The sequence below is a fragment of the Bacillus cereus group sp. RP43 genome, assembly GCF_040459645.1.
GTDB classification, from domain to species: Bacteria; Bacillota; Bacilli; order Bacillales; family Bacillaceae_G; genus Bacillus_A; species Bacillus_A mycoides_C.
The window spans coordinates 3,246,516-3,264,195 of the sequence record NZ_JARVHQ010000001.1 but is presented as its reverse complement, the minus strand read 5'-3'; the positions used below and the strand labels follow the sequence as shown (position 1 = coordinate 3,264,195).

The following is a 17,680-nucleotide window of genomic DNA, read 5'->3' as shown; positions in this document are numbered from 1 at the left end:
CGATGAATAGTAGTACAGCGAATAAACAAAAAGGCATTAAATTAATTCCGTTCACTGTAAATAAAGTGGTCGAACAAGTAAACGAAATTCCACCAGGTGTACAATTGATTCATGCTCCAGAAGTATGGGAAAAGAGTGCGAAAGGGAAAGATATTGTCGTTGCCGTTTTAGATACAGGTTGTGATGTAAGTCATGTAGATTTAAAAGATCGTATTATTGGTGGGAGAAATTTTACGAAAGATTATGAAGGGGATCCGAAAATTTATCTTGATAATAATGGGCATGGTACTCATGTAGCGGGGACAATCGCGGCCACTGAAAATGGAGTGGGTGTATTAGGTGTAGCACCACTTGCTAAAATGCTAGTTTTAAAAGTATTAGCGGGAGATGGTTCTGGAAGCTATGAGCAAATTATTGAGGCGATTCATTACGCTGTAAATTGGAGAGGACCTAATAAAGAAGAAGTCAGAGTTATTTCGATGTCACTTGGTGGTCCGCAAGACATTCCGGAATTACATGAAGCTATTCAAAATGCAGTAAATCAAGATGTTCTCGTTGTATGTGCTGCAGGAAATGATGGAGATTGTAATGATAATACGGAGGAACTAGATTTCCCAGGTGCTTATGCTGAAGTAATTGAAGTTGGTGCTGTCAATTTAGAGCGGAAAATTGCATGTTTTAGTAATTCAAATCAAGAAATTGATTTAGTAGCGCCAGGTGATGAAATACTATCTACGTATCCAGGAGGGAAATATGCGGTATTAAGTGGTACTTCAATGGCGACGCCGCATGTAGCTGGAGCATTAGCACTTCTTATTAAGCAGTGTGAGAGAGAGTATGGTAGAAAGCTATCAGAACCGGAAATATATGCGCAACTAATTAAAAGAACCGTACCTTTAGGATATGAGCGTACATCTGAAGGAAATGGATTAATAGATTTATTAAAAGAATAGTAATTACTAAAAAACATCTCATATTCATATGAGATGTTTTTTAGTATGGTTCTGTCGCATGTATTACAACATCTAATAAACCAGGGAATCGAGCATTTAAATCTTCTGCACGAATTGAAATGAAACGTTGTGTTCCTTCAAGGCGTGTATACATAACACCTGATTCACGTAAAACTTTGAAATGATGAGATAAAGTTGATTTCGCGATAGGGATGTTTAATGATCCACAAGATTGCTCATTTTTCTCAAGTAACATATTTACAATTTGTAAACGGATTTGATCGCTAAGTGCATATAAGACTGAAGAGAATTGAATTTCCTCTCGGTTCGGATGATAGAGTGTACGCATTTTTCCACCTGCTCGTATAAGTTAAGATATTTGCACTATAACATACAAAGTGGTATATTTCTATTGTTCTATTATGTTCGAACAATAGAAATATAAGGGGGATAAAAAATGAAGTATACAAAATTGCAAAAGGCAGGACTAAATATTTCAAAGTTGGGGTTAGGAACAAATGCTGTAGGGGGACATAATTTATACGCTGATGTGAATGAGGAAGAAGGGAAACGATTAATAGAAGAAGCTATTCAGCAAGGAATTACATTTTTTGATACAGCGGATTCATACGGTTTCGGTAGATCAGAGGAATTGGTAGGAGAAGTATTAAAGGAGAAACGCCACGAATTTGTACTTGCTACAAAAGGTGGAATACAGCCGTTATTAAATGGAGAGGTTTATATTAATAATGAACCAAGCTATTTAAGAAATGCTGTGGAAAATAGTTTAAGAAGATTACAGACTGATTATATTGATTTATATTATTTACACTTTACAAATCCTGAAACAAGTTACATAGATTCAATTGGAGAGCTTACGCGCCTAAAAGAAGAAGGGAAAATCCGTTCAATCGGAATATCCAACGTAAACATAGAGCAATTAAAAGAAGCAAATCAACATGGTCATATAGATGTTGTACAATCGCCTTACAATATGTTAGATCGTACTGCCGAGGAAGAACTATTACCGTATTGTATAGAAGCTGGGATTTCATTTATACCGTATGGACCTCTTGCCTTTGGAATATTAGGTGGTAAATATACAGAAGATTTCAAATTGAGCGAAGACGATTGGCGCCAAAGTGTAAATCTATTTGAAGAAAATACATATAAGAGTAACTTTAAGAAAGTTGAAAAGTTAAAGGGTTTAGCTGAAGAAAATAATATTGCAGTGTCTCATTTAGCGTTAGCGTGGTTATTAAATAAAAAGGGAATTGATACTGTGATTCCTGGCGGGAAGCGAGCAGCGCAAATAAGAGAAAGTGTAAGAGCGGTCGACGTTTCATTGAATGAGAAGGATATGAAAGAAATCCAATCTATATTAGAAGATTAGTTAAAAAGAGGGATAGTGCCCTCTTTTTATATAAAAGGAGAAGGTTTAAATGAAAAGAGTACTAGCTGTATTCTTTACGATAATGTTTATGATTGGTACAGATACTTTCTTAATTTCACCACTTTTGCCGACATTACAACAGGTGTATCATGTTTCAACTGAATTGTCAGGATGGATGGTAAGTTCATATGCTTTAGGTTATGCTGGATTTGCGCTTATCGCTGGTCCTATATCAGATGGATTAAACAGAAAAAAAGTAATGGTACTAGGCATGATCTTTTTCGCAATTAGTACGTTTTTGTGCGGAATTGCACCCAGTTTTTTATGGATGCTGATTTTTCGGTTTTTAGCAGGGGTAAGTGCAGCGTTTGTATCCCCGCAAGTGTGGGCATCTATTCCGCTCCTTATAGAGAAGAAGCAAATTGTGAAAGCAATTGGGATTGCAACAGCGGGTTTATCAGTCGCTCAAATTCTTGGGCTACCAATCGGAGCTTATTTAGCAACAATACATTATACAACACCATTTTTTGTCATTGGCATATTGTCAGCATTACTTGTTATTTCTATTGGTGTTTTTATACCAGAAATAAAGCCTGTTCAAACAGAGGATAATAAACAATCAATCTTACAGCGCTATAAACAATTACTTAGAGATTCAAAGGTTTCACTCTCTTATTTTGCATATTTTATTTTTCAGACTGGTAATTTCGCAGCATTCTCATTCTTTGGCGTATGGCTTTCAGTTCAATTTGGTTTACAGGTTAGTGAAGTAGGCACAGCTATGCTTATATTGGGATTAGGAAATCTAACCGGTAATATCTTTGGTTCTAAGATCGTAAACAAAATCGGTTATAATATTTCTTTTTATGGTGGAATTATATTAATAGCAGTGTTATATGTAATACTTCCCCATATAAAGAACATTATATTTGTCGAGTTATTTTTCTTTATTTTATTTTTTGTAACAGGAATTTTGTTTGTATTGATGATAGGACACTTACAAAACATATCTAGCATAGCAAGAGGAACAGGGGCTGCTCTTGCTAATGCTTCTATGTATATTGGCCAAATGATTGGAGCGGCAGTAGCTGGAGTGTTATTTGCTACGTCTCATAGTTTTGTTTTAGTAGGATGTTTTACAGCGTTACTGTATATTATTGCGTTATTCTTCTTTAGAAAAAGTGAAAAGCTTGCTGAAGAAAATAAAAAAGGACTTGCATCGTAGAAGCGTTATAAAGAAAAAGCACTGTTTTAGTTATGTACTAAAACAGTGCTTTTCGCTTAGATTGAACGGTTGCCGCATTTTCATCGTGTATTCCTGCTTCTTCAATAATTCGCTTTTTTACTTTATTTAATAGATGGTCTACTGCTTCACCAAAATAATTAGCTTCGCTTTTTGTGCGGGCTTCTCGTAAACATTTATAGTTTTCTAGCAGTTCCTCTTTTTCGGAGTTTGTTAAGAAATCTTCTATTTTCTTTTTTGTCATACGAAACACCCTTTCTTCTGACAAACGACGCAATAGAAAATATTTATTTTTCATTATAACAATAATTTTTAAAGAAAGTATAGATTAACGTCGTAATAATTTGTCAATTTCTTGAATTTTCTCATCAGCTTTCCCAATTTGCGTATTTTTAGCCTGTTCACCACCTAAAGCTTGATGAAGTAAAAATGTTTGGCCTGAAATAGCGGTTACAATAGATACTTTTATTATTTCTTTAATTAAGGTGACATCGAATAAAACGAGTCCAAGTAGTGCAGCTAGGCTACCGGTAAATATATCGGTTAAAAAACCAAAGTGGAAAAACGTTTTTAAACGGCGTGGAAGCAATAACTTACCTTGGTTATTGATCAGATGGGAAACGAAGCCAGTAACGCCACCAACTAGAACAGCAGTTAGCCATTGATACATTTCCATCGAATCCACTCCTTTTAGTGAATAAGATTCGTTTATTAAATATATATTCCTTTTTAAATTTTATATCAGCATATTGAGAAAATTTGTTCTGGCTATTTGCTTGTTCAATTTAATTATAACAGAAAAATCTGATATATTATGGTCTATTATATGAAGCATTTTTTCACTAATATGAATTCAGAAAGGGGTGCGTGAAATGTATATAGATTATCGAATAAGAAATGTAGATGGTTATACAAAAAATATAGGGGAACTAGTAAGTATGATGGAGCATACGCGGGCAGTAACATTACAGGAAATAGATGATTTAGAAGTGGAGCAATTGGATTTAATAATGCCGAGTGGTGAGAATTCAATTGGTGCTTTACTAAAGCATATAGCGGCTATAGAGAAAGTCCATCAAATTATTTCTTTTCAAAACCGTGATTTCACAAAAGAAGAATTAGAAATATGGAGAGATGCACTGTATTTAGGGGAAGCAGGGAGATGTATTCGTGGCAATGAAATACAGTATTATGTACAACTTTTACATAAAGTTCGAAAAAATACATTAGAGTGCTTGAGAGAACAGGGTGATGAATGGCTAATGTCAGAAAGAAAGTGGCCAAATGGCGTAGTGTATAATCAGCACTACCTTTGGTTTCATGTGCTAGAAGATGAAATTAGTCATCGTGGACAAATTAGAATGCTAAAAAATAAATTATTTGAAAATTACGTTAAATTAGGTAGCTTTTTAAAAGGATATTCCATATAATGAGAGTAATTAAAATTAGAACGGGGTGATGTGTTATGGCGAAATTGACTTATATGAATAATAAACCAAATACAAAGGTGGACGGAAAGGGCGATACTCTATAAGTGAGCGCACAATCCTTCCACTAAGTTCAAACTAGGGAGGATATCAATTTGAATCAAAATATTTTAGAATCGTTCGGATGGGATTCTTTTTTTGAGGAACAAGCTGTAGAGAACTATGAAGTAGGACGTATTTTACTTGAGCATAAGCATATATATCGGATTATTTGTAATGATGGTGAATATGTAGCGGAACTGTCTGGAAAGTTTCGTCATGAAGCGTTAACGAAGGGGGATTATCCGGCAGTTGGTGATTGGGTGTATATAAAGAAAATAGAAAATGAGAAAAAGGCAATTATTCACCGTATTTTCCCGAGAAGAAGTTCTTTTTCAAGACAAGAAGCTGGTAACAGAACTGAAGAACAAATTATTGCGGCAAATGTAGATTATCTATTTTTAGTGAATGCTCTTAACCATGATTTCAACGTAAGAAGGATGGAACGTTATTTGCTATTGGCTTATGAGAGTGGTGCAATGCCTGTTATTGTTTTAACGAAGAGTAGTTTATGTGAAGATGTGGAACAGAAAATTGCAGAAACTGAAGCAGTAGCAATCGGTGTCCCGATATTTGTTGTTGATAGCTTAGTGTACGTCGGAATAGAATCATTGCAACAATTTGTTTCACCAGGAAAAACAGTTGCTTTAGTTGGATCTTCAGGTGCAGGGAAATCTACTTTGTTAAATGCATTAATAGGAACAGATGTAGCAAAAACCGGAGATATACGTGAAGAAGATAGTAAAGGAAGACATACGACAACTCACCGTGAATTGTTCCAATTACCGAGTGGCGGTTTAGTAATTGATACTCCTGGTATGAGGGAACTTCAGCTTTGGGAAGGAAGCTCGGCAATTCAAACTACATTTTCTGATATTGAAGATCTTGCAAATACTTGCCGCTTTCGAGATTGTAAACATAACGGTGAACCAGGATGTGCAGTGCGAAGTGCTATAGATAACGGAATTATACCCGTAGAGCGCTTGCTAAGCTATAAAAAGCTGCAAAGAGAATTGGCATATGTTATGAGAAAACAAAACATTACTCTGGCAAGAGCAGAACGAGATAGATGGAAAAAGATTTCTAAACAACATAAAAAAATGTAAAAACCCAAAGGGCTTGTTCCTTTGGGTTTTTGTATTTGTAAATTTTATAATAATATTATTCAAATATATAGACAAAAGGGATTTATTTGTTTAAACTTTACAAAGTGTTCATCAAAACAAGTTATAAAAATAGAAATTAAGGAATGGGATATATTCATAATTAACTTTTTTATCTTTAAAACTTAATATTTAAATACAGGAGGTTTATAATGAGTAAACTGTTAAGGTGGTTTCGAGATATAAAAGTAGCAAAAAAGCTATTAATTTCATTTTTGATAATTTTAATTGCAGCTGTCTCTATTATTGGAGGAATGTCTTATCAAACGGCTAAAAAGAATTTTGAATCACAAATTACGAGTAGTGCTCACGATAATATAAAAATATTAGATAATTTAATCAATCAAATGATTGAGGCGAAATTTAACGAAGTAAATAACTTTGCACGAGTGATTCATAGTGATATGTATCAAGGAGATAATCAAGATGAATTAAGAAAGATATTATCTCAATATATTAATTTAAATAAAGATATTGAACAAGTATATGTTGCCGGCAATGATAAGAAGTTTGTGCAAGAACCCAATATACAAATGGCAGCAGATTATGATCCAACAACTCGTTCTTGGTATAAAGATGCAGTGAGTAAACAAGGTGGAATCGTGGTCACTGAACCGTATAAGGCGAAAGGAAATGGACATATTGTCGTAACGATTGCGAAACAAACAGAAGATAAAAATGGTGTTGTTGCGGTAGATTTAAGTTTAGAGAATTTATTGAAAACAACAAAGTTAATCAATATTGGTAAAAAAGGATATACTTTCATTTTAGATGGAAAACAAAAAATAATTGCGCATCCTCAAGAAAAACCAGGAGATAAAGCAGCTGATTCTTGGGCAAAGAGAATTTACGAAGATAATCAAGGCGCTTTTTCATACACGTATGATGGTAGTGAAAAGAAAATGGTATTTGCTACAAACTTAAAAACAGGTTGGAAAATCGGTGGAACGATGTACTCAAATGAAGTAATTGAAGCAGCTCAGCCTGTATTTTATAATATGTTAATTGTTATGCTTATTTCATTAGTTGTAGGAGGGGCACTTATTTATTTCGTAACTCTTTCTATTACAAAACCTTTAAAGAGATTAGTTGCCACTTCTAAAGAAATAAGTGAAGGAGATTTAACGCAAACAATTGAAATTCATTCAAACGATGAAATCGGTCAACTTGCAAAAGGTTTTAATGAAATGACAGATTCACTAAGAACGTTAATTGGAAGAATTAATGATTCGGCCGGGCATGTAGCAGCGGCATCGGAAGAGCTAACTGCGAGTGTAAGACAAGCGAGTGAAGCAACGGAACAAATTACAATGGCAATGGATGAAATATCAAGTGGGGCAACGACGCAAACAACAAGTGTAGAAAATGGTGCGATGTTACTGTTTGATGTAACAGAAGGAATTCAGCATGTAGCAAATAGTTCATCATCTATTAATACAGCTTCTACTCATACTCGTGAAAAAGCAGAAGATGGTGGGAAGCTAGTAGGGAAAACAGTAAATCAAATGCAGTCTATTGCAGAATCTGTTTCACAATCTGATGCAGTTATACAGTTATTAAATAATAAATCAAAGCAAATTGGTGACATATTAGAAGTAATCCAAAATATTGCAGATCAAACAAATCTTCTTGCTTTAAATGCTGCAATTGAAGCTGCAAGAGCTGGTGAGCACGGAAGAGGATTTGCGATCGTTGCAGATGAAGTACGTAAATTGGCAGAGCAATCTAGCGTATCTTCCAGTGAAATTAGTAAATTAATTTGTGAAATACAAGATGATATGAGTAAGACAGTAAAATCTATGGGTCATGTAAATGAAGAAGTTCAATCTGGACTTGTTATTGCAAATGAAACGAAGCAAAACTTTGCTGAGATTTTACAATCTACAAATGAAATTGCTAATCAAATTAAAACGATGGTTGAAACGGCTAATGGGATGTCAAAAGGTGCCAATGAAGTATCTATTTCAGTAGGGCAAATTGCAATGACAGCACAGAATAATGCGACGAGTACACAAAGTGTCGCAGCGTCTGCTGAAGAACAATTAGCTTCGATGGAGGAAATTGGTTCCGCAGCTGGTACATTATCTCAAATGGCTGAAGAATTGCAAGGATTAATTGAAAGATTTAAAGTTTAAAAAGAGGAGGCTGTCTCAAAATAGCATTAGTGCTATTAGAGACAGCCTTTTTAGCTGATAAACGGATTAGAGGTTCAATGTATTTAATGTTTGTCGAAAAATAGAGGAATTTGTTAAGTGGGTGTATAATTAATACATTATAGACTACGTTTAAAGGAGATCAATATGGGAGTGTATTGGGGAACGAAAAGGCATTCTTGGCTTAGTTATGTCTCGTTTTGGTTAAGTGTTTTATTCTTTGCTGTTTTTGTAATTGAAGTGTTTGTATTTAAAACACTTTCAAATAGTTCATTACAAATCGTTAAATATTTTTATTTGATATTTGTCCCATTAAATATCATTCTTAGTTTAAGGTTATTATCTAAGAAGAATGAAAAGAAAATATTACCGATTTTTAGTTTAATTGTATCACTATTATTTGCAAGTTTAATTATAGTATTAGCATTAGCAGCTACAGGAAAAGGCTTATGAGGAGAGTGATATAAATTACTCTTCTTTTTTGTGGGATTTTTTAAGTAGTGTAAAAGAAATAAGGGAAGTGATAAGTTATCAGTAAGGGGGACGTACTAGTGAATAGAGAATGAACTGAAAATACTGTATGTTTTGTATGTGTTTATAAAGCAAATGAATGCGGTAAGATTCGTGATATATGGTACAATAAACATGGATAGTGATAGAGATAAAGGGTATATAAAATACTCATCGTTTTTTAGTAAGAGAGGGGTTATCTTATGCTATACGAGGATTTGATGACATTATTCCAAGCTGCGCCGATAGAATTGGATAGAGGCGGCTGGAAATATATAATCCAGGAACAAAATGGTAATTATGAAATTGTTGATGAAATGTTAAAAAAGAAAATGAATGTTGAATTGTATTTTAATGAGTATGATGAGGTGAAAATCACTTTATATAAAGATGGAAGCCCTATTACTACTATGCAAAGAATTGCTATTTCAAAAGTTGAGTTAGATGAAGAGGAAGAAGGCATTCAATTCGTATTAGAACGCATGCCAAGTCGAATGATTCGTTTGCAATTAAAGCCATACCTTGCAGTAGAAATGGGACCGTACTGGGAAGTATGTGAAGACTGTGAATGAAGATGAAAAAACATCCGTATACACGGATGTTTTTTCATGTTTTTTGAAGTTGCTTAAAGGCAATAATCGGTAGTAAAATGATACTCACCCAACCGATAATAGGGTATAGAATATGAAGTAATTCACTATATCCGATGAAACTAAAGCAATAACTAATTAGTAATATGAAGTAAATAATGTTATTACTTTTCCATCCAGTAATGGATTGCATTTGTTTTGTCATTCCGAATATATTCCCAACTAATGTTGTGAATACTTCACCAAAAATGATAAGAACAAAGAAAAAATGGAAAGTTGCATTAAACCTTCTTACAACTTCAGCCATTGGGATGTTATATTGATAAAATTGATCAACTGATAATATTGCTAAATGGCTACATAATAAAATAAAGCAAAGTCCCGCGCCTCCTAAAATGCCACCCCATAAAATAGCTTTTCGATCTTTTACTTCACTGGCCAATGGGACGAGAACACTTTGGGCGAGAGAAAGATTTAATGCGACATATGTAATAGGGCTAGTAATCCATTTCATATTCCAACTTTCTGTAGGCACAGTTTCAATAATAGGAGTTGTACCATGAATAAAGGTTGTAATAGCAAGTCCGATAATAAAAATCATCATAATAGGTACGACAAGTGTATTCACTTCAAAAACACCTTGTAACCCCCGGCTCCCAATAATGAGGCAGGCGATGACTGTGATGAAAATACCAAGTTGTCTCGGGAGACGGAGCTGTTCTTCAAATACCGCCCCGGCTCCTGATAACATAACGCTAGTTACGCCAAATAATACGAGTAATAATAAAGTATTTACGACATTTCCAAATACATCCCCAAATAAATATTTGTTAAATTCTTGAGCTGAAAATGCCCCGATTTGTGATGATAGTAACATCATCTTTGTACCGAGCCAAATAAAAAAAAATCCACTTATACATATGCCAATGGTCCCGTACAATCCGTTAACTGTAAAAAATTCAACAATTTCTCGCCCAGTAGCAAATCCAGCTCCAACGACAGTTCCGATATAAGTAGCAGCGACTTTCTTTGCTACTTGCCATTGTTGATTGTCCATGTTATCCCTCTTTCTTCTATGATGAGCTTGACTTACTATTATGCATATGTGTGAGCTTGGACAATTAGACATATGAAGTAGTTGAAAGAATACATGAATTATATGATATTAGGGAAATATTAAGGTTGTTAAAACCTTGTTACATATAAGCTGTTCATTCGGAAGAATAGGTAATGTATGGTAAAATGAAGTGAGGTTATTAAAAGATAGTAACATGATAAGAGGAGTGGATTGTATGAGTACGAAAACAAATGTTGTTGAAGTATTAAACAAGCAGGTAGCAAACTGGAATGTATTATATGTCAAACTGCATAATTATCATTGGTATGTGACAGGACCGCACTTCTTTACATTACACGAGAAATTTGAAGAGTTTTATAATGAAGCAGGAACGTACATTGATGAGTTAGCAGAACGTATTTTAGCGTTAGAAGGAAAACCGTTAGCGACAATGAAAGAGTATTTAGCAACTGCAACTGTAATCGAAGGGACAAGCAAAGAGTCTGCAGAAGAAATGGTACAAACTTTAGTAAACGATTTTTCTGCACTTATTCAAGAACTAAAAGAAGGTATGGAAGTAGCTGATGAAGCTGGTGATGAAACGTCAGCTGATATGTTATTAGCGATTCATACGACATTAGAACAACATGTATGGATGTTAAGTGCATTCCTAAAATAAACATAAATTGATTAAAGAAAAACTCTATCGAAAAATTCTTTCAATAGAGTTTTTTACAATTTTTCAGTTTTCTTTTATGCTATAATATAGTAAAAAGGAGGCGATACGATGTTTCGCTTTTTCAGAACTGGAAAAGAAGATAGGGAAATTACGAAAGACGAATTAGAGCAAGCGATGGCTAAGTTTCTAGAAACGAACGCTAATATCGTTTATACAGTTTTAGTAAACGATGATTACACAGTAAATTATGATTTGTTAAAGCCATATTTACCTGCATTTCCAACAAATTTTTTTCTGATAACGAAGGAAACGCTTGAGGTATTTGAACATACAGAAGAAAATTTAAACCTAGTTAAAGAAATTGATATCGTACAAAAGGCCGTAGATCAGTATGTAACAGAAAAAGAAATGTTCCCAATTGTTGAAGATAGCGAAGATCGCCTCATATGCGGAGTGAAGCTAGGACCATATTTAAATCGTATATTAAAAAGAAACTTATATATTTCAGAAAAGCATTATTTAGTTTCAAGTAAACCAGATAAGAAAAAAAAGAATAGTGGGCAGATGTTATGAGAACAACAATAATATTATTGTTGTCTTTTTTTTGTTAAAATATTGATTTTTCAGTCTATTTAACTTTATAATACAACCAGTGGATAGGAAGGAGTGGTGTATTATGCGTATACATACATTAATTATTAAATATCATTCTGAGGATCAGGTATTGTTAAGTTGAGTTGTAGAATTTAACTACTTATACCGTGACCCTAGAATGATAGGAAGATTGGAGAAGCAATTATTATAAAAGGTTACGGGGGAATTCCTATATGGAAAATAATATGACTTATATTAAGTTATTAAATGAAACGTTACATTGTTATGCAAATAAAGGAAGTTTTGAAGCGTATTCTTATATAACGAATAACGCTAAAGATGTAATGGGTAATGAAGCACAAATATATAATTTTAAATATGCATTAGCAAGTGCAGCAGGACTTGAAGAAGAAGCGTTGCATTTAATGAAGAAAGCAATTATAGAAAATGGATTCTGGTACGGAAGTGAGTATTTAATTTCCGATGATGATTTAAAACCACTACATAAATTTGAAGAGTTTCATAGAATGGTTCAATTATGTAAAGAAAGAGAAGAATTAGCAAAGAAATCGGAACAAGCAGACCTGAAATATAAATACAGCAAACAAAATGAAAATCTACTAATAACACTGCATGGGGATCAAGAAAATATACAAATAATAGAACCATATTGGAACTCTGTAATGGAACAAGGTTTTATGCTGGCATTGCCTCAATCTTCCCAAATTCAATTTTCAGATGGATATGTTTGGGATAGTATCGAAAGAGGAAGAGAAGAGTTAAAAGAACATTACAATAAGATTAAAGTGAATAAAACATTTGGAAATATTATTATTGGTGGCTTTTCTGCTGGGGCAAGAGTAGCGTTACATTCCATGTTACAAGGTGAAATAGAAGTGAACGGTTTTATTTTTGTGGCACCGTGGCTCCCGGAAATGGAAGAATGGGAAGAAATGATTGGAATATTACATGATAAAAGCATAAAAGGATATATAATATGTGGGGATCAAGATGAAGATTGTTTCGAATGTACACAGCAATTTGTAAAGTTATTAAAGGATAAAAATATAGAACATAAGTATAAAGTTGTGCCTAACTTAAATCATGATTATCCTCATAATTTTGATGAATTATTAAAAGAAGCTATTGAATATATAGGAAGCAAAAACAATTGATTGGTAGTAAGAAAGGGAGATGCATCATATGTGATGCATCTCCCTTTCGTTATTATAAATTAAAAGCGTCTGCCAATAGGCGATAAGAGTTTAATTTATCTTCAAATTGATGAGTAATCGTGACAATCATAAATTCGTCAGTATTATACGCTTTGCTTAAGTTTAATATTTTTTCTTTCACAGAAGACGGATCACCGACGATCATACGTTGACGATTTTCTTTTATGCGGAATAGATCATAAGCACTATACGAATAATTTTGAGCAGTTTCGATAGAAGGAGTACCAGTAGTCCGTTTTCCTTGTTCTAATAGTAAAATCGATAAATCAAGGCTTGATGCTATCTTCTCTGCCTCTTCGTTTGTTTCTCCGCAAATAACAAAAATAGATACGATTGATTTTGGTTTATCACCTAAATAGGAAGGTTGGAATTGTTCTTGATAAGCCCTCATTACTTCAGGACCACCGTATCCGTTAATGAATTGTGCAAATGAAAAAGAAGCGCCTTGCTTTGCAGCAATCATTGCACTTTCTCCGCTAGAACCGAGCATCCACATTTCAGGAGATGTTGGGATAACTGGAGTAGCTTTTAAATTTGCATAATGATGGTTTTCTGGTACTTGATCATGTAAGTACATAGCAACATCTGCAATTTGTTCTGGATATTGATCAAGTGAGACCATTTTACCTTCTTGAAGTGCGCGAGTTGCAATTGGCATACCACCAGGTGCTCTCCCGACACCAAGGTCGATGCGGTTTGGATAAAGTGCTTCTAAAACGCGGAAATTCTCGGCAACTTTATATGGACTATAGTGCGGCAACATAACACCACCTGAACCCACTCTCATACGATTTGTTTTTGCTGCAATATGAGAAATAAGTATTTCAGGACTTGAACCAGCAAGGCTTACTGAATTATGGTGCTCGGATACCCAAAAACGTGTGAATCCGAGTTTTTCAACTTCTTGCGCAAGCGTAACTGTATGTGAAAAAGCTTGGGCTGCTGTGCTACCATCTGAAATAGGTGATTGGTCTAATACACTTAATTTGATCATAGAAAATACCTCTCAATCTTAATGTACATCCTATTATATATTTACTTACAAAAAATGCGTAATAAAATGCTCAAAATGAAAAGCGGATAATCTTATATCCGCTTTTAACGAGAAAATCCTCGTTCATAATGATTCATTTCGACTAAGGTTAAAATATAGTCGTAGTTATCAATCTCAAGTTTTATTTGATCACGTTCGTTTTCTGATAATTTCATACTACTAAGTTTTTTACATAGTTGTTGTTTCTTTAATTCTAAATACTTTTTTGTAGCGTGGTAATCATAAGTATGTTTCATTTTTAACCACTCCTTCTTTACAGTTGCTATATTATACGGAGTGTGAAGAGATGTGAGAGCTATCTCTTATGTACTTTTAGTGAATATTCGACTTGCTATGGTGTTATGTTTGAGGGGATTTATGAATAAAATGCACTAAACCACTAATGCACATTTTATGAAGTAAGGGGTGGAATTGTGCAGAAAGATATTATGTATAACACTGAGATGGATGCAACGTTACAAGTTATAAATAAGGGATTAGAGAAGACGACAAGTCCGAAACAAATTATTGTAGTAGGGGCTGGCATGGCTGGATTAGTTTCGGCATCTTTATTAAAGGCTGCAGGACATGAAGTGAAGATTTTTGAAGCAAACAACCGGGTAGGTGGCCGTATAGAGACAGTTAGAATGGAAGATCCCGAATTATATTTAGATGTTGGAGCGATGAGAATTCCGTATTCGCATACATTAACGATGGCATATATAAGGAAGTTTGGGCTACAAGTGAGCCCTTTTATTAATAGGAATGAAACAGATATCATCTACGTAAATGGTCGGAAAACGACATTAAAACAATACGAAAAAGATCCAAGTATTTTAAGATATCCTGTGGAAATGAATGAAGTCGGGAAAACGTCTGAGGAACTATTAATGTTAGCGGTACAGCCCATTATAAATTTTATAAAAAAGAACCCCGAGAAAAATTGGGATGTAGTAGTAAAGGATTTTGGGAGATACTCTACAGGACAATTTTTAAAGTACCATCCTTATCAATATAATACGTACTTTTCGCCAGTAACGATTGAGATGATAGGTGTTTTATTAGATTTAGAAGGTTTTTTAGAAAGGTCATTCGTTGAGACGTTACGTTTTTTATATATTATGCAAGAGGAGAGCGGATTTTGCGAAATAATAGGTGGGAATGATAGATTACCAAAGTCTTTTTTACCACAACTAGAAGAAAATATTATATATAATCAAAAATTAATGAAGCTTCATCAACAAGCCAATAGTGTAACAGCCTATTACCGGAACGAGGAAACTTTTGAATATAGTAGTATTACAGGGGATTTAGTTATTGTTACAATTCCTTTTTCAACAATGCGATTTGTAGAAGTAGATCCATTTGATTCGATATCTCATGCGAAGTGGAAAACAATTCGCGAATTGCATTATATGCCAGCTACAAAAATAGGAATTCAATTTAAAAGTCGTTTTTGGGAGGAACAAGGGCAATTAGGTGGGAGAATTATAACAGATCTTCCTATACGTTATGCGTATTATCCAAGCCATGGAATCGGAGAGAAGGGACCTGCTATGATGTTAGGAAGCTATACATGGTCTTATGATGCGTTGTTATGGGATGGGTTATCAAAGGGGGATCGTATCTATTACACACTACAAAATTTAGCAACAATATTAGGTGGTCAAGTATATGATGAGTTCATGTCTGGAATATCAAAAAGTTGGACATTAGATCCATATGCACTTGGAGGATTTGCTCTTTTTCAAGCTGGTCAAGAATCTGAATTACAGCCAGTCATTGTGAAACCTGAGGGGAGAATATACTTTGCCGGAGATCATACAACGCTGTATCACGGATGGATTCAAGGTGCGATTGAATCCGGAGTTCGTGTGGCGGTAGAGGTAAATAATCAAAATGTGTAAAATTCAGAAATTTCTTTACTATATAACTTGAGATGGATATTATTATATATAAAAGAATTATAGGGAGTGTTTACAGTGAATCCGTTATTATTCGATTTTCCTTCTGAATTTTATACTGATAGGCTTTTTATTCGAATGCCAAAACCAGGTGATGGTAAAGTTGTATATGACGCAATTCAAGCTTCAATACAAGAATTAAAACCTTGGATGGTCTTTGCACAGAAAGAGCAAACAGAGGAAGAAATAGAAGAGAGTATTAGAAAATCGCATATTCAATTTTTGCAGCGTGAGGATTTGAGATTACTAGTTTTTTCGAACGAAACAGGTGAATTTATTGCATCTGCCGGATTACATCGTATTAATTGGGATATACCTCAATTTGAAATCGGGTATTGGATTGATTCAAGGTTTAGTGGAAAGGGCTATATGGTAGAGGCTGCAAAAGGTATAACGGATTACGCTTTCACTGAACTGAAAGCAAACCGTGTAGAAATTCGTTGTGATTCTCTAAATAAGAAGAGTAGAGCGATACCTGAGAAATTAGGTTTTAAATTAGAGGGTACTTTAGAAAGCGCGAGTGTTGCGGTGGATGGAAATGGATTAAGGGATATGTGTGTATTTGCAATGACGAGAAATACATATGAAAAAGAAGAGCTGTAAGAAAATAGCTCTTCTTTTTTATATTATGGTACAGGATGACCGTTAGAGCTTTCGAAAATTGTAAACCATTGTTGGCGGTCTAAATTAATTTTTGTTGCCATTGCAGCCGTTTTTACGCGATCTAATTTGCCAGAGCCAACAATTGGCATCATTTTAGCTGGATGAGCAAGTAACCATGCATACATAATAGTATCGATGCTATCAACGCTTAGCTCAGTAGCTATTTTTTGTAAAGTTTCACGTACACGTACGGCACGTTCTGATTGGCCAGTAAAGATTTCTCCACCAGCAAGAGGTGACCAAATCATTGGATTGATTCGTTTTTCTTGGCATAAATCAATCGTACCTTTTTCAAAATGCTCCATTTGCATCGCAGATACTTCAATTTGATTTGTAATGAGCGGGAAATCTAAATATGAACTTAACATATTAAACTGTGAAGGTAAAAAGTTAGATACACCGAAGTGACGAACTTTTCCTTCTTGCTTTAAGCGTGAGAACGCTTCTGCCACTTCATTTGGGTCCGTGAATGGATCAGGACGATGAATGAGCAATACATCAATATAATCTGTATGTAAGTTTTGTAATGAAGCCTCCGCGCTTTTTATTATATGTTCAGCACTCGTATTGTAGTGGGCGACATATCGTTCTGGAAATTTCGGTGATGGGGGAGCGATTCCACATTTTGTGACAATTTGCATGTTTTCGCGTAAGGAAGGCTTCAGTTGTAACGCTTCTCCAAACAATCTTTCACACGTATATCCGCCATAAATGTCAGCGTGATCAAAAGTAGTAATCCCCATATCCATACAAGATTCAATAAAAGAAAGTAATTCTTGTTTCGTCATATTCCAGTCTGCTAAACGCCAAAAACCTTGAATAATACGAGAAAATTCTAGTGTTTCGGCCATTTGAACTCGTTCCATTATAAGTACCCCCTTGATAAATGATAATATTTTTGAAAAGGCTTTCTTGCTACATATT

The 17,680-nt window shown here is 34.4% G+C and carries 20 protein-coding genes; 13 read left to right on the top strand and 7 right to left on the bottom strand.

Features of this window, described 5'->3' with window-relative positions; all coding sequences use genetic code 11:
- Positions 1-2 precede the first annotated feature (2 nt).
- Positions 3-953, top strand: coding sequence for a serine protease (locus tag QCI75_RS17085; RefSeq protein WP_353760878.1), 951 nt, complete (start codon positions 3-5; stop codon positions 951-953).
- A gap of 40 nt (positions 954-993) precedes the next feature.
- Here QCI75_RS17085 and QCI75_RS17080 read toward each other — a convergent pair whose 3' ends face one another.
- A complete protein-coding gene (locus QCI75_RS17080) occupies positions 994-1,302 on the bottom strand; it encodes an ArsR/SmtB family transcription factor (RefSeq protein ID WP_353760877.1) in 309 nt (102 codons plus the stop codon).
- 108 nt (positions 1,303-1,410) lie between these two features.
- On the opposite strand from QCI75_RS17080, the gene QCI75_RS17075 reads away from it, so the two are divergent.
- Positions 1,411-2,346 carry an aldo/keto reductase gene (locus QCI75_RS17075; protein WP_353760876.1) on the top strand — a complete coding sequence of 312 codons (936 nt, stop codon included), beginning with the start codon at positions 1,411-1,413 and terminating at the stop codon, positions 2,344-2,346.
- 49 nt (positions 2,347-2,395) lie between these two features.
- Complete coding sequence (locus QCI75_RS17070; RefSeq protein WP_353760875.1) at positions 2,396-3,571, top strand: MFS transporter; 1,176 nt, start codon at positions 2,396-2,398, stop codon at positions 3,569-3,571.
- Between the two features lie 37 nt (positions 3,572-3,608).
- Here QCI75_RS17070 and QCI75_RS17065 read toward each other — a convergent pair whose 3' ends face one another.
- Together QCI75_RS17065 and QCI75_RS17060 are read right to left on the bottom strand one after the other, a co-directional pair.
- Positions 3,609-3,833, bottom strand: coding sequence for a hypothetical protein (locus QCI75_RS17065; RefSeq protein WP_002171494.1), 225 nt, complete (start codon positions 3,831-3,833; stop codon positions 3,609-3,611).
- 84 nt (positions 3,834-3,917) lie between these two features.
- Positions 3,918-4,265, bottom strand: a complete 348-nt coding sequence (locus QCI75_RS17060; RefSeq protein WP_002202297.1) for a DUF4257 domain-containing protein — start codon at positions 4,263-4,265, stop codon at positions 3,918-3,920.
- 196 nt (positions 4,266-4,461) lie between these two features.
- On the opposite strand from QCI75_RS17060, the gene QCI75_RS17055 reads away from it, so the two are divergent.
- The 5 genes from QCI75_RS17055 to QCI75_RS17035 all read left to right on the top strand — a co-directional run bounded on the left by QCI75_RS17055 (position 4,462) and on the right by QCI75_RS17035 (position 9,513).
- Positions 4,462-5,019, top strand: a complete 558-nt coding sequence (locus QCI75_RS17055; RefSeq protein ID WP_144506567.1) for a DinB family protein — start codon at positions 4,462-4,464, stop codon at positions 5,017-5,019.
- A gap of 152 nt (positions 5,020-5,171) precedes the next feature.
- Positions 5,172-6,221, top strand: a complete 1,050-nt coding sequence (gene rsgA / locus QCI75_RS17050) for a ribosome small subunit-dependent GTPase A (RefSeq protein WP_353760873.1) — start codon at positions 5,172-5,174, stop codon at positions 6,219-6,221.
- 209 nt (positions 6,222-6,430) lie between these two features.
- Positions 6,431-8,413 carry a methyl-accepting chemotaxis protein gene (locus QCI75_RS17045; protein WP_353760872.1) on the top strand — a complete coding sequence of 661 codons (1,983 nt, stop codon included), beginning with the start codon at positions 6,431-6,433 and terminating at the stop codon, positions 8,411-8,413.
- A gap of 165 nt (positions 8,414-8,578) precedes the next feature.
- Entirely contained in the window at positions 8,579-8,884 is a 306-nt protein-coding gene (locus QCI75_RS17040) for a hypothetical protein (RefSeq protein ID WP_144506564.1), read from the top strand.
- Between the two features lie 260 nt (positions 8,885-9,144).
- Complete coding sequence (locus QCI75_RS17035) at positions 9,145-9,513, top strand: DUF3979 family protein (protein ID WP_144506563.1); 369 nt, start codon at positions 9,145-9,147, stop codon at positions 9,511-9,513.
- 34 nt (positions 9,514-9,547) lie between these two features.
- On the opposite strand, the gene QCI75_RS17030 is transcribed toward QCI75_RS17035, so the two are convergent.
- Entirely contained in the window at positions 9,548-10,588 is a 1,041-nt protein-coding gene (locus QCI75_RS17030) for a YkvI family membrane protein (RefSeq protein ID WP_002158216.1), read from the bottom strand.
- Positions 10,589-10,823: 235 nt separating this feature from the next.
- On the opposite strand from QCI75_RS17030, the gene QCI75_RS17025 reads away from it, so the two are divergent.
- The 3 genes from QCI75_RS17025 (at position 10,824) to QCI75_RS17015 (ending at position 13,036) form a co-directional block, all read left to right on the top strand.
- Positions 10,824-11,267, top strand: a complete 444-nt coding sequence (locus tag QCI75_RS17025; RefSeq protein WP_098775986.1) for a Dps family protein — start codon at positions 10,824-10,826, stop codon at positions 11,265-11,267.
- 108 nt (positions 11,268-11,375) lie between these two features.
- A complete protein-coding gene (locus QCI75_RS17020; RefSeq protein ID WP_000488199.1) occupies positions 11,376-11,840 on the top strand; it encodes a DUF3939 domain-containing protein in 465 nt (154 codons plus the stop codon).
- A 254-nt stretch (positions 11,841-12,094) separates the two neighbouring features.
- Positions 12,095-13,036, top strand: a complete 942-nt coding sequence (locus QCI75_RS17015) for an alpha/beta hydrolase (protein WP_144506560.1) — start codon at positions 12,095-12,097, stop codon at positions 13,034-13,036.
- A 52-nt stretch (positions 13,037-13,088) separates the two neighbouring features.
- Here the strand turns inward: QCI75_RS17015 and QCI75_RS17010 are convergent, their stop codons facing one another.
- Both QCI75_RS17010 and QCI75_RS17005 read right to left on the bottom strand, forming a co-directional pair.
- Positions 13,089-14,090: an LLM class flavin-dependent oxidoreductase gene (locus QCI75_RS17010; RefSeq protein ID WP_144506559.1), complete on the bottom strand. Its 1,002-nt coding sequence runs from the start codon at positions 14,088-14,090 to the stop codon at positions 13,089-13,091.
- A 104-nt stretch (positions 14,091-14,194) separates the two neighbouring features.
- Positions 14,195-14,386 carry a DUF3896 family protein gene (locus QCI75_RS17005; protein WP_353760871.1) on the bottom strand — a complete coding sequence of 64 codons (192 nt, stop codon included), beginning with the start codon at positions 14,384-14,386 and terminating at the stop codon, positions 14,195-14,197.
- 177 nt (positions 14,387-14,563) lie between these two features.
- Between QCI75_RS17005 and QCI75_RS17000 the strand changes: the two genes are divergently transcribed.
- Both QCI75_RS17000 and QCI75_RS16995 read left to right on the top strand, forming a co-directional pair.
- The gene (locus QCI75_RS17000) at positions 14,564-16,036 is read left to right on the top strand and encodes a flavin monoamine oxidase family protein (RefSeq protein WP_353760870.1); all 1,473 of its coding nucleotides are present in this window, start codon (positions 14,564-14,566) and stop codon (positions 16,034-16,036) included.
- Between the two features lie 75 nt (positions 16,037-16,111).
- Positions 16,112-16,696 carry a GNAT family N-acetyltransferase gene (locus QCI75_RS16995; RefSeq protein WP_002126982.1) on the top strand — a complete coding sequence of 195 codons (585 nt, stop codon included), beginning with the start codon at positions 16,112-16,114 and terminating at the stop codon, positions 16,694-16,696.
- Positions 16,697-16,719: 23 nt separating this feature from the next.
- Here the strand turns inward: QCI75_RS16995 and QCI75_RS16990 are convergent, their stop codons facing one another.
- The gene (locus QCI75_RS16990; protein WP_353760869.1) at positions 16,720-17,622 is read right to left on the bottom strand and encodes an aldo/keto reductase; all 903 of its coding nucleotides are present in this window, start codon (positions 17,620-17,622) and stop codon (positions 16,720-16,722) included.
- Between the last annotated feature and the right edge of the window lie 58 nt (positions 17,623-17,680).

Bases quoted from the DNA above. Each gene is read 5' to 3' on its own strand.
- QCI75_RS16990 (WP_353760869.1), bottom strand. From the start codon at position 17,622: ATGGAACGAGTTCAAATGGCCGAAACACTAGAATTTTCTCGTATTATT.
- QCI75_RS17010 (WP_144506559.1), bottom strand. From the start codon at position 14,090: ATGATCAAATTAAGTGTATTAGACCAATCACCTATTTCAGATGGTAGC.
- QCI75_RS17015 (WP_144506560.1), top strand. From the start codon at position 12,095: ATGGAAAATAATATGACTTATATTAAGTTATTAAATGAAACGTTACAT.
- QCI75_RS17005 (WP_353760871.1), bottom strand. From the start codon at position 14,386: ATGAAACATACTTATGATTACCACGCTACAAAAAAGTATTTAGAATTA.
- QCI75_RS17075 (WP_353760876.1), top strand. From the start codon at position 1,411: ATGAAGTATACAAAATTGCAAAAGGCAGGACTAAATATTTCAAAGTTG.
- QCI75_RS17045 (WP_353760872.1), top strand. From the start codon at position 6,431: ATGAGTAAACTGTTAAGGTGGTTTCGAGATATAAAAGTAGCAAAAAAG.
- QCI75_RS17065 (WP_002171494.1), bottom strand. From the start codon at position 3,833: ATGACAAAAAAGAAAATAGAAGATTTCTTAACAAACTCCGAAAAAGAG.
- QCI75_RS17060 (WP_002202297.1), bottom strand. From the start codon at position 4,265: ATGGAAATGTATCAATGGCTAACTGCTGTTCTAGTTGGTGGCGTTACT.
- QCI75_RS17030 (WP_002158216.1), bottom strand. From the start codon at position 10,588: ATGGACAATCAACAATGGCAAGTAGCAAAGAAAGTCGCTGCTACTTAT.
- QCI75_RS17085 (WP_353760878.1), top strand. From the start codon at position 3: ATGAATAGTAGTACAGCGAATAAACAAAAAGGCATTAAATTAATTCCG.
- QCI75_RS17020 (WP_000488199.1), top strand. From the start codon at position 11,376: ATGTTTCGCTTTTTCAGAACTGGAAAAGAAGATAGGGAAATTACGAAA.
- QCI75_RS17070 (WP_353760875.1), top strand. From the start codon at position 2,396: ATGAAAAGAGTACTAGCTGTATTCTTTACGATAATGTTTATGATTGGT.
- QCI75_RS17025 (WP_098775986.1), top strand. From the start codon at position 10,824: ATGAGTACGAAAACAAATGTTGTTGAAGTATTAAACAAGCAGGTAGCA.
- QCI75_RS17035 (WP_144506563.1), top strand. From the start codon at position 9,145: ATGCTATACGAGGATTTGATGACATTATTCCAAGCTGCGCCGATAGAA.
- QCI75_RS17055 (WP_144506567.1), top strand. From the start codon at position 4,462: ATGTATATAGATTATCGAATAAGAAATGTAGATGGTTATACAAAAAAT.
- QCI75_RS17080 (WP_353760877.1), bottom strand. From the start codon at position 1,302: ATGCGTACACTCTATCATCCGAACCGAGAGGAAATTCAATTCTCTTCA.
- QCI75_RS17040 (WP_144506564.1), top strand. From the start codon at position 8,579: ATGGGAGTGTATTGGGGAACGAAAAGGCATTCTTGGCTTAGTTATGTC.